The 10471-nt window shown below is 64.0% G+C and carries 11 protein-coding genes and 1 pseudogene; 11 read left to right on the top strand and 1 reads right to left on the bottom strand.

All coding sequences use genetic code 11. The features are described 5' to 3' along the window. Window positions 1-133: 133 nt before the first annotated feature. The 9 genes and pseudogenes from E3T24_RS17585 to E3T24_RS03230 all read left to right on the top strand — a co-directional run bounded on the left by E3T24_RS17585 (window position 134) and on the right by E3T24_RS03230 (window position 7741). Window positions 134-577: a type II secretion system protein gene (locus E3T24_RS17585; protein ID WP_134434288.1), complete on the top strand. Its 444-nt coding sequence runs from the start codon at window positions 134-136 to the stop codon at window positions 575-577. Window positions 578-689: 112 nt separating this feature from the next. Beyond that, the gene (locus tag E3T24_RS03260; protein WP_134434287.1) at window positions 690-1124 is read left to right on the top strand and encodes a prepilin-type N-terminal cleavage/methylation domain-containing protein; all 435 of its coding nucleotides are present in this window, start codon (window positions 690-692) and stop codon (window positions 1122-1124) included. Between the two features lie 565 nt (window positions 1125-1689). Continuing rightward, window positions 1690-3363, top strand: a complete 1674-nt coding sequence (locus tag E3T24_RS03255; protein ID WP_134434286.1) for a hypothetical protein — start codon at window positions 1690-1692, stop codon at window positions 3361-3363. Then, window positions 3356-3619: pseudogene (locus tag E3T24_RS18230) on the top strand (prepilin peptidase); the annotation flags it as partial. The gene E3T24_RS03255 and the pseudogene E3T24_RS18230, both read left to right, overlap by 8 nt. A 3-nt stretch (window positions 3620-3622) precedes the next feature. Continuing rightward, window positions 3623-4198, top strand: coding sequence for an A24 family peptidase (locus E3T24_RS03250; RefSeq protein WP_347232635.1), 576 nt, complete (start codon window positions 3623-3625; stop codon window positions 4196-4198). 22 nt (window positions 4199-4220) lie between these two features. Next, window positions 4221-5267: a type IV pilus assembly protein PilM gene (gene pilM / locus E3T24_RS03245; RefSeq protein ID WP_134434285.1), complete on the top strand. Its 1047-nt coding sequence runs from the start codon at window positions 4221-4223 to the stop codon at window positions 5265-5267. Continuing rightward, window positions 5264-5929, top strand: a complete 666-nt coding sequence (locus E3T24_RS03240; protein ID WP_134434284.1) for a hypothetical protein — start codon at window positions 5264-5266, stop codon at window positions 5927-5929. The genes pilM and E3T24_RS03240 overlap by 4 nt, the downstream gene beginning before the upstream one ends. A 2-nt stretch (window positions 5930-5931) precedes the next feature. Then, window positions 5932-6663 carry a hypothetical protein gene (locus tag E3T24_RS03235; RefSeq protein ID WP_134434283.1) on the top strand — a complete coding sequence of 244 codons (732 nt, stop codon included), beginning with the start codon at window positions 5932-5934 and terminating at the stop codon, window positions 6661-6663. A gap of 103 nt (window positions 6664-6766) precedes the next feature. Then, window positions 6767-7741, top strand: a complete 975-nt coding sequence (locus E3T24_RS03230) for a hypothetical protein (RefSeq protein WP_134434282.1) — start codon at window positions 6767-6769, stop codon at window positions 7739-7741. 64 nt (window positions 7742-7805) lie between these two features. Here the strand turns inward: E3T24_RS03230 and E3T24_RS03225 are convergent, their stop codons facing one another. Continuing rightward, window positions 7806-9038, bottom strand: a complete 1233-nt coding sequence (locus E3T24_RS03225) for a type IIL restriction-modification enzyme MmeI (protein WP_134434281.1) — start codon at window positions 9036-9038, stop codon at window positions 7806-7808. 153 nt (window positions 9039-9191) lie between these two features. On the opposite strand from E3T24_RS03225, the gene E3T24_RS03220 reads away from it, so the two are divergent. Next, window positions 9192-9680 carry a DUF6121 family protein gene (locus E3T24_RS03220; protein WP_134403189.1) on the top strand — a complete coding sequence of 163 codons (489 nt, stop codon included), beginning with the start codon at window positions 9192-9194 and terminating at the stop codon, window positions 9678-9680. A 21-nt stretch (window positions 9681-9701) separates the two neighbouring features. Then, window positions 9702-10471 (top strand): RDD family protein (locus tag E3T24_RS03215; protein ID WP_134434280.1); only part of this gene is annotated, 770 nt, incomplete at its 3' end.

Raw genomic sequence — 10471 nt, 5'->3', positions numbered from 1 at the left:
CCCCCCCCTCACTGGGGGTGAGCAGCTCCGTGAATACCCCCTTAAGTGGGCTACGGAAGAGCTCTACAAAACATAGGCTCATTGCAGGCAAATCAAAAGCCTTCCCAGCACACCCCCAGCAAAGGACCCCCACATGATCCGCAGCATCTCGGAAGCGCTTGCCCGCAAGCGTTCAGAACTCGGCCAGAAGGAAAAGGGCTTCACGCTCATCGAACTTCTCGTCGTCGTCATCATCATCGGCATCCTGGCCGCCATCGCCATCCCGATCTTCCTCGGCCAGCAGGACTCGGCCAAGGATGCCGGCGTCAAGTCAGACCTCGCAACCGCGAAGATCGCCGTCGTTTCATACTTCACTGACGGAGCCACGGTCGTACCGACGTTCGACAACACGGCAGGAACTGGTTTGCAGACGTACGGCTTCAAGAAGAGCGACAACACTCAGAGCATCGCTTTCAAGGGGACCGGGCCTGCAGCGGCAGGCACTGCCTTCTGCATTGATGGCGTCAGCAAGAGCAGCGGCACCACGGCGTTCAAGGTCACCGACAGCACCGGGGTGGTCAAGGGCGTCTGCCCCTAACGATTCGTCGCTAGTCTCGTGAGCGATCAAACAGGCGTCTCGACACTGCGGCGCACTGTTTGATCGCTCATTCTGAACGTTCCTTGGCACACCTGGCAGACCGGACCCGACCGTGAAGACAATTCAGGACTCGCATGCGGGCCGCCGAAACTGGCACGAGCGCGGCTTCGGTCTTATCGAGATCGTTATCTCCATGTTCCTTCTCTCTCTGTTGACTATTGCATTCCTGCCCCTCCTGATCACGGCAATGAAGACCACGGTTTTGAGCTCGACCATTGCCTCCGCGAGCCAGCTGGTTAGTCAGCAACTCGAAATCGTTCGTGCGGTGGCTCCGAACTGCGCCACAGTGAGTGCGTTCGATGACGCACCCGTCGCCACCTCGGGTTTGCCCGGGGGCACAGTGTTCCAGCCGTACCGGCTGGTCGGCGCTTGCCCCGGAACCTATCCTGGAGTCGTCAGCGTTAAGGCTTGGGTTACCAAATCCGGCAATGCCAAGGTGATGGCCGAAGCGACCACTCTCGTTTACGTCGAGAAGGCAACGCCATGAGGGCCGATCACGACCACCCGCGTGGAGGCGAAAGCGGTGTAAGCCTCATCGAATTGTTGATCTATTGCCTGCTCTCTGTCGCCGTCCTTATCATTGTTGGCAGCCTCCTGATCACCTCGATTACGGCGCAAGGTACTGTGCGGAAATCATCTGAGGCCAGTAGTAGCGGCCAAGTGGTCTCAAAGTCCGTCACGCAAGGAATTCGAAACGCAAGTTCCATGCAACTGACTGTCCCCTCCGCCGGGACACAACTACTGAAGGCGCGAACCGTTGGCGCTGGTGCCGACCCTGTCTGGCGCTGTCAGGCTTGGTACTTCGGCAACGGCGAAGTGCGCTACACGACTTCGGGAACTTCGATTCCAGTGCCGGCCCCGGCCGATCTGTCAACGTGGACTCTACTGGCGAATGGAATACAACCGGTCTCCGGAACGGCCATTTTCACCCTCACGGGCCGAAAGCTCGACCTCGCCATCCGAGTGCGAGACAACGGGGGCAACCCCGTACTCATCAAGACTTCTGCCTTGAGTCGTCAACCAGTATCCGCAGGTCCGGAGAGTGTGCCGACATGCCTATAAAACTTTTTCCCCTCCTAACTCGGCCGTCACTTCGCGATGAGCAGGGCAGCACGTTGTTGGCTGTCATTGGCGTCATGGCTGTTACAGCGATCATCGCGCTCACCGTCACGGCGGCGACGCTGAACGGGCTCGGCGCCACGAGCTCCTCGCGAGCTTCGGTCCAGTCCCGCGCTGCGGCAGAAGCTGGCATTGACGTAACGGCAGTCGGCCTTCAGACCGCGACAGGACCAGAAAGTTGCGGCACACGCAATGGGCTGTACGCCTCCGTTTCTGGAGCTGTGCCCAAATTCTCCGCGAAGGTGCAGATCGACCCTGGAACTGGATGGGTCACCGGCTGCCCCACAAGTGCGTCTACCCAGGTGAAGATCATTTCCACCGGCTTCGCGCAGGCGAACGGGGTCGCAGGCGCATCGGCAGGCGACGACAGCGTGGTCGAGGCTGTCTACACTTACATCCCCGCCGAGGTCACAATTCCCACTATTGGTTCTGCGGTTTACGCCCACACCATTACGGGTGTGCTGAAGAATTTCACCCTCGACTCTTCGGTCAACAACGTTGCGGCTGACGTCCAGATCAAGAACGGCAACGCGATCTGCACAAACGGAGCCAAGATCGCTGGAAACCTCATCCTGGGCAACGGTTATGCGGTACTGGACAACTGCACAGTGTCCGGCACCATCCACGTTTCCAAGTATGTGACTTTGAATGGCGGGGCGAGTCTCGTTCAAGGCGACGTCATCGCCGCTGGCCAGGGAGTCGCGGCAGGATCCAACGCTATCGGGATCGCAAACGGTGCGACCGTGAACGGAAGCATCCTTTCGAGCGGAAGCGTGAGCGTCACGAGCAGCCCGGGCTCCGAGGTCAAGGGAAATGTCACTGTCGCAGGTACCGCCACCAGCGTCGCGACGGTGGCAAACAACTCCACTGTCGATGGCTTCGTGCAGTCCAGTGGCACAATCGCCAATGCAGGCACCATCGTCGGTGCAAAAACGCAAAAAGTCACTGGACTTGTCCCGCCGCCGGTGCCATTGGTTCCCAACTGGAGTGAAATCCCGTACCCAACGCCTTTCTCCTCAACTTCGTGGGCAGCACAGGGATTCCAGGAACTTGTGTGGAACGGACCATGCGTGATAAGTGGGGTGGATCCCTCCTGGACTGCTCTGTCGGCTCTCACTGTGCCCACCGTAGTCAACACGTTGACCAAGTGCGGTGCGGCCGGCCTCTCGACCGACTCCAATATCAAGACACTGACGCTTAAAACCAACGTTGCCTTTGTCTCAAACACGTTCGCCTTCACCAAGTTGAAGGTCCTGTCCAGCGACACGACTGCACGCAGGTTGTGGCTCTACGTACCAGACAACAACAGCGCGGACGGCCTGCCGACCTGCGTCGCCCCTTCTGGTGACATCACAATGAGCAGTGAAACTGATATCGCACCAGAAGTGTCCGTGATGGCCTACACGCCCTGCAAGTTCTATAGCGACCGCGACGGTTGGCGCGGGCAGATCTACGGCGGTGAGGTTGGGTTCGGCCAGCAGGCAAAGCTCACCTTCGTTCCCGTTGGAGTGCCCGGCGTCAACCTCTCTGGAACCCCGTACGTCCCTCCGGTCCCCGCGCACCTCGGCGTCCGCACGAGCCTTCGGGACCTGGTAACGAGTGGTTAGCCTGTTCGTCACCGGCACGGGATTGTTTGGCTCCCTGATCGGCTCGTTCTTAAACGTTGTCATATTTCGTGTCCCGGCGGGACGTTCAATCGTGTCGCCGGCGAGCGCTTGTGGTCGATGCGGGGCGCGGATTCGCGCGTGGGACAACGTTCCCGTTCTCTCCTGGTTGGTTCTGCGCGGTCGATGCCGTGATTGTCAGGTGCCCATCTCGGCTCGATACCCGCTAGTCGAGCTCGGCACAGCTGTTTTCTTCGCTTGCGTGGCCGCGTGGATGCTGTTTGGCGTTTCGACCACCGGGTTCGGCTCGACCACCGGAAAGCTAATGGCCGGACAGCTGGTCACGTTGGTCGCTTTTCTCTACCTTGCGGCCGTCAGCGTTTCGCTTGCGATGATCGACCTGGATACTCAGACTCTGCCCAATCGCATCGTTCTGCCGGCCTACCCGGTTGCCGCCATTCTGCTCAGTGTTGCGGCGCTGCTGTCCGGCGAGCCAGCTCGGGTTCTTGGTACCCTGGCCGGGGCGGCGGCGCTCTTTGGCGTCTACCTGCTGCTGTCACTGGCCTACCCGGCCGGTATGGGGCTGGGGGACGTGAAACTTGCGGGGGTTCTCGGCCTCTATCTGGGATGGCTCGGTTGGGGGGAACTCGCGGTGGGCGGCTTTGCCGCTTTTCTGCTGGGAGGCTTGTTCGCGATAGGTCTCGTCGTCACCCGCAAGGCGACACGAAAGAGCGGCATCCCGTTTGGGCCCTGGATGTTGGCGGGAGCCTGGCTCGGAATCTTCTATGGTGATCAGATAGCCAACGGTTATCTCTCACTCTTTGGTTTGGCATCATGACACGGTCTGCGAAGGAGACGCAATGACGGCGAATGTCGTAGGAATCGACATCGGCACAGCCGGTCTGAGGGCCGTCGAGGTGAGCGATGCGGGCAGCCTGAAACCGACCCTGGTGCGCTACCACGAGGTGGGGCTGCCGGAGGGGGCAGTCAACCGCGGTGAGGTCGTCGAACCCAACACCGTGGCGGCCGCCATCAAGAGCCTGTGGTCGTCTGGCGGATTCAAGAGCAAGAACGTAGTGCTCGGCATGGGCAATCACCGAGTGCTGGCCCGAGACCTGACAGTTCCCAAAATGTCGATCAAGCGCATCCGCGAATCACTGCCATTCCAGGTGCAAGACATGCTGTCGGTGCCCGTGGGCGACGCCCTGCTCGATTTCTACCCGATCTCCGAAACTGAGGGTGAGAACGGTCCGGAGATCAATGGATTGCTGATTGCCGCTGTCAAGGATGCCGTTCAAGGCAACGTGAAGGCGGTGCAGTTGGCGGGCTTGAACCCGGTTGAAGTCGACCTCATCCCGTTCGCGTTGAGCCGAGTCATCTACCGAGGCGCGAAAACCGAGGACGCAGTGGTTCAGATCGACGTTGGCGTGGCAACGACAACGGTTGTCGTGACCCGGGCCGGCGTCCCGCAGTTCGTGCGTCTTATCCCGGCCGGCGGAGGGGACCTGACCCAGGCGCTGGTTCTTCGCCTGGGGATCACGACGGAGGAGGCAGAAGCATTGAAACGAACGCAGTCGCTGGACTCCGTGCCAACGTCTGAGAATCAAGGAGCAGGCACGATCATTTCAGAGGTGACAAACGAGTTGTTGAACAGCCTCCGAAACACTGTCAACTACTTCGTCAATACGAGACAGAACCTCCCCGTCACCCGGATTGTACTGACCGGCGGCGGTGCCCAATTGACGGGCTTCGCCAAAGCGTTGGGCGAATTGACCCGCATGCCGGTGTTCTCCGCGGACCCGAGCACGGCGGTTGTTCTAGGCAAAGGCGTGAGTGCGGAAGACCTGCAGCAGACTCGGGGAGCGTTCTCTGTGGCCCTGGGCCTTGCACTGGGGAGCCAGGCATGAGCCGCGCATCCGTCTCAGACGAACTGGTCCTGGGAGCCGAGCCGCGCGTCCACCTTCTGCCGCCCGAAGTAGCAGCAGGACGACGAGGCAAAGCCATGCGGCGAAACCTCGGGGTATCCGTCGTTGGCGTCGTCATTCTTGCGTTACTGGGAGTGGCCGGCTCATCCTGGCTCGCGATACAGAGCCAGGAAAAACTGGCCAGCGCCCAGGCACACACCATCGATCTGCTCGCCGAACAGTCGAAGTACGTCGAAGCGCGGAACGTTCAGGACGAGGTCGACCTCGCCCTCTCTGCACGCCAGCTCGGCGCTTCTACGGAGATCGATTGGAAGGACTACCTCGGCAAGGTCCGGGCCATTCTCCCGACCGACGTGTCCATCGATGCGGTAACGGTCGAAGCAGCATCCCCGCTGGCGCTGTACGACCAAGCGACGGTTCCGCTGCAGGGCGCCAGAGTGGCGACTCTCACTCTCGATCTCACCAGCACGAATCTGCCCGAAGCTCCGGTGTGGCTCAAGGGCCTGAAAGAGTTACCTGGCTATGCGGACGGAACGCCAGGGACAATCACTCAGACGGATTTGGGAACTTACCAGGTGAACCTTGTCCTGCACATCAATGACGGGGCGTACTCACAGCGCTTCGCCGACGTTAAGGAGAAGTAACCGTGGATCGGAACCGCGTGTGGGTACTCGGCGCTGTTGTGCTCATCGGTGTAACACTCGTGCTCGGTTGGCTGGTGGGCATCTCCCCGAACCTGACTGCCGCGAGCGTGGCTAATGCGGATCGTGGTGCTGTTGAAGAGCAGAACAAGGCTGCCGGTCTGCAACTTGTCGAGTTGAAGAAACAGTTCGAGAGCATCGGGGATCTCAAGAAGGACCTCACGGCAATTCGTGAAGCCGTGCCCAGCGGTCCCGAAATCCCTGCGTTCCTCAGCCAGCTCGATACCCTGAGCCGCCAAAATGAGGTCACGCTTACGGATTTCTCCGTCGGGGATGCCGAACCGTACGCTCCCGAGGGTGCGGCCCCGGTGGCAGCGGCGACTCCTTCCGACGCTTCGACTCCGGCACCCACGGCCGCCCCGGCTGACGGAACGGCCGCCCCGGCAGCCGACCCCGCGACTGCGGCCGGCGCCACGGTCGTCGGAGCGGCGCTTCCCGTAGCGCCGCCCGGAATCACCGCAAACAATTTTGTTGCCGTGCCCATCACGGTCTCGGTCGAGGGGAACTACTCCAAGCTGCTGGACTTCACCGACGGCCTTCAGACGGGCAAGCGGTTGGCGCTCGTGACTTCGATTGAGACGACGACCGTGTCGCCGGAGATTTCGACCGCCAAGATTACCGCTTACGTCTACGTGCTTCTGAACCCGGCCACAGCCACTCCGACTCCCGCTGGGTAGCTCGGCCTGAAAATATAGTCCCTCGGTCGAGCCTCCCTCAACCGGGGGACCCGCATTGCTAAGGTAGTGGCTGATCGACACGGCCAACCACAAGGAGCGCACCATGAGCGACACAACGTCCCCTGAGGGCAACCGCAAGCCCGACAACGAGCCTGAATCGGTCGATCACACCGACCACGCCGAGCGAACAGATGCCCCGGACTACACCGGCACCGGCTCCCACGCCGGGTCGGCCGACTACTCCGACGCAGCCCAGCCGACGGCGTCCTACCCCGCCCGGCCCGTTGGCGAGCCGATCTCTTACGACGCCCCCGCAGCACAGGATGCGCGCGAGCCGAACGAGCTCAACGACGCCGAGAAGCGCGAGGCCGACAAGCGCGACGCCTACGTGCCCGCCGCCACGGCAGCACCGACGCCCAACACCACCGCCGAGACCCAGCGCCTCGAGCCGGTCGCGAACCGGAGCGAGACCGCCAACGCGGCTTACGCGCCCGCGAACACGACCGTGACGCCGCCCGTCTACATCCAGGCTCCTACGCCCCCGAAATACAAGAGCAACCGCGGCGTCGGCCTGTTGATCGCGCTGCTCTCCACCGGCATCTTCGCCGTTCTGTACTCGCTGATCGCGTTCGCACTGTCCGGCATCGGCAGCCTTTCCCTCTCCGACACCGCCGCGAAGTTCACCGACTTCATCGTGCTGCCCATCTTCTACGTTCCGGTCATCTTCTTCTTCGTGGCCTTCGCGCTGCTGGTGCTGCTGGTCAACCGCGGCGGCTGGTGGGCCTACGTGCTCTTCGGTTTCCTCGTGGCCGTCGTCGTCTACTTCTCCTACATCGGCGCAGCACTGCTGAGCGTGCAGGCCTGGCTCTTCACCCCCGACGAGGCAGCGCGCTTCATCAGCCAGCAGTGGCTGAACCCGGGCGCCATCGCCGCCGCCGTCGTCGCCCGCGAGGTGCCGATCTGGGCCGGCGCCTGGATCGCCCGTCACGGCCGCGGCGTCACCACGCGCAACGCCACCACCAAGGCAGAGTACGACCGCGTGCTCGCCGAGGGACCGCAGGGCATCCGTTCCAACTAACTAACGCCTCGCAGTGTGCGGCGCTCCTCCAACAGGGGGAGCGCCGCATGTCTTTAAATCAGCGTCAGGCGACAGCGGGGAACGGCGCATAGGGGCGTCGCCCCTCCGCCACCTCGCGGTTCAGCTCCAACAGACGCTCCAGAATTCGGGCCGGATCGGCCGCGATCGACGGATCCCAGCCATACGCGTCGGCCACCGCTTCGTCGAGGCGTCGGTGCAACTTCGCGAGATCCGGGTTGGCCTCGGGCCAGCCCGGGCTATACAGCCTGCTCAGGCCGACCTCGCGTTCCCGGCAGAGCTCACTCCGCCGCCGGTACAGCGCGACGCAGGTCGCCGAGACGGCGTTCCGCTGGCGCTCATCGACCGGATCCGGCCACGGGAACGTCGCCAGGGCCGCCGTCGGCGTGTTGCGCAGGTCGCCCTCCAGCGTGCCGGCCCGGGCCCAGGTGTCGTAGGCGCCCGAGAGCAGAATGCCCATGCTGTAGTCGTCGTCCCCGGCAAAGATCATGGTCGAGTTGCTGGCCACGATCCACGGATGCGCCCACGCGACAACCATCCGCCTGCCGACTGATCCGAGCACCGCGTACCGTTTCAGCGGCTCGAGCGCGGCCCGCATCGGCAGCCGGGGGCGGCCGAAAAGCCACCAGCGGGTTCGGAAGCTCTCATCCGCGTTGGTGTCGCGCTCGGGCTTCACCCTCTCCTGAATGATCGCGAGTGCGCGCGGATAGCTACCTGCCTCGTCTAGTTCCCGCTGGCCGAAGTCGATGATCCATCGCCCCGACTGTTGGCGGGGGTCGTCGGCCAGGTCTTCGCTGGTCAGGTAGGGCCGCACCACGTCGGAATACGGAATGGACCAATCGTTCAGGACCGCCTTGGCCTCCTCGCGCTCGAGGATGAATCCCTTGCCGACCGGAGTCGGGCTCTGGAAGAACTTGCCGCGGTTGGCGGCCAGGGCGACGGGACGCCACTCAGGCTCGGGCTCGGGCTCGGGCTCGGGCGCTGACGAGGGCTCGGGCGCGGACTTGAGCGGGGGCTCAGGTGCGAGCGCCACGGGCGCCGGATCGACCGGCGCGGGGTCGGGCCGCTTGAGATGCTTGCCGACCAGAGCGTTCGCGGCCCGGTGACGCAGCGCATCGGATTCGGCATCGCCGGCCGCCTCCGCGGGCACCAGCAGATGGCGCGGTGCTGCGTCGGGCGCCTGAGGCTGCGCGATGGTCGGAGGCTGGGCGACGGCAATCGTCGCGGCCGAGGGTTCATCGGTGCTGAGCAGGGCTTTCGCCCGACGGAACAGGTTCACGTCTTGTTCTCCGCCCGGCCAGGGGCAACCGCAACGACCGCGGTGCCATCAGGGGAAAGACTACGCCGCGGCAACCGCGCGCGTCTGCACCAAAACGCGCGCGCAATCCGTTCCGTCCCACTAAACTCGCACAAGGCGCAGGCAGGGGGAGCAATGCGGGATTACCAGAAGTATGCGACGGTCGTCGCCGTCTTCGCGGCGGTACTCTACGCCGCGCTCGTCGTCGCCGCCTTCGGCATGATCAGCCTGCTCACCAACCGCGACGTCATCACCGACCCGAATGCCGGGCTTCTCGTCGGCCCCAGCATGACCGCCGCCGCGTCGCTGGTGGTGTTCCTCCTCATGCTCCTGCTCGGCCTCCGCAGCCGGCCCGAGAACCAGCGCATCGCCGTCGGCTACGCCCTCGGCACCGGGTTCGCCGCGTTCGCCGCTTTCGTGCTCGTCGGCACCATTCTCTTCGCCCTGAACGCCGGGCTCCCGGCCGACAGCATCGCCTTCGCGGGCTCCGTGCTGCTCGGCCCGTTCGCGGCGACCGCCGGCATTATCGGATTCATCGTCACTCTGGTCTATTCGATGGTCCTGGCCTCACGGATGCCTGAACGCGGCCGCCCGCTGTGGCCGTGGGAGCGCCGCGATGACTGAAGCCGCACCGGGGGGGTAGCTGTGAGCGTCACCCTCGACAATGACGAAACGGATGCCGTCGGGCTCCGCCCCGACGGACGCCCCGATCAGGAGTACGCGGCCGCACTCGGGCTGATCCCCGCGTCGCCGATGCGCCGGTCCCTCGCGTTCGCCATCGACTTCGCCATCTGGCTCGCGCTCTTCGTTCCGGGCGTGCTAGCCACGGTTCCGGTCTGGAGCCGGCTGCCCCTGGGCCTGACCACTTACTGGCTCCGGGACCACCCGGCGTTCAGCGGCGCCGCCGTCGGGTTCGGGGTCAGCCAGGGGCTGGTACTTGCTTCTGTGCTGGTGCAGCTCATCCTGCACGGCAGAAAAGGCATCACCGTCGGCAAGGCCATCTTCGGCCTCCGCTCGGTCAGCGTCGCCGGCTTCGGCCGCCCCGGCTTCCGGCGCATCGTGCTGCGCGCCGCCGTGTTCCTGGCCGCCGCCCTCGTGATCCCGGTGCTGGGCGCCGTGCCGCTCCTGCTCTCCCCGCTCTGGGACAAGGAGCGCCGCGGCCGGGGCTGGCTCGACGTCATCGGCGGCACCTGGCTCCTCGACGTGCGCGCGGGCCTCGACCCGGTCAATACCAAGCAGCTGCGCCACGCCCGCAAGGCCGTCACCGCCGCCCCGGCCGCGGCCCACACACGGATGCCCTCGCTCGCCACCCGCACGGACGACGCCGCGGGCGCCGCTGCGGCCTTCGTGCCCGGCCAGCGCTCCCGGTCGGGAGTCGTCGCGGGGCCCGCCGCCGAGCCGTCCGCTCCCGTGGC

The sequence above is a fragment of the Cryobacterium sp. TmT2-59 genome, assembly GCF_004403545.1.
Taxonomy (GTDB): domain Bacteria; phylum Actinomycetota; class Actinomycetes; order Actinomycetales; family Microbacteriaceae; genus Cryobacterium; species Cryobacterium shii.
The sequence above is the reverse complement of the archived record's forward strand: the minus strand, read 5'-3'. Positions and strand labels throughout refer to the sequence as shown.

Bases quoted from the DNA above. Each gene is read 5' to 3' on its own strand.
- E3T24_RS03220 (WP_134403189.1), top strand. From the start codon at position 9,192: ATGCGGGATTACCAGAAGTATGCGACGGTCGTCGCCGTCTTCGCGGCG.
- E3T24_RS03255 (WP_134434286.1), top strand. From the start codon at position 1,690: ATGCCTATAAAACTTTTTCCCCTCCTAACTCGGCCGTCACTTCGCGAT.
- pilM (WP_134434285.1), top strand. From the start codon at position 4,221: ATGACGGCGAATGTCGTAGGAATCGACATCGGCACAGCCGGTCTGAGG.
- E3T24_RS03240 (WP_134434284.1), top strand. From the start codon at position 5,264: ATGAGCCGCGCATCCGTCTCAGACGAACTGGTCCTGGGAGCCGAGCCG.
- E3T24_RS03230 (WP_134434282.1), top strand. From the start codon at position 6,767: ATGAGCGACACAACGTCCCCTGAGGGCAACCGCAAGCCCGACAACGAG.
- E3T24_RS17585 (WP_134434288.1), top strand. From the start codon at position 134: ATGATCCGCAGCATCTCGGAAGCGCTTGCCCGCAAGCGTTCAGAACTC.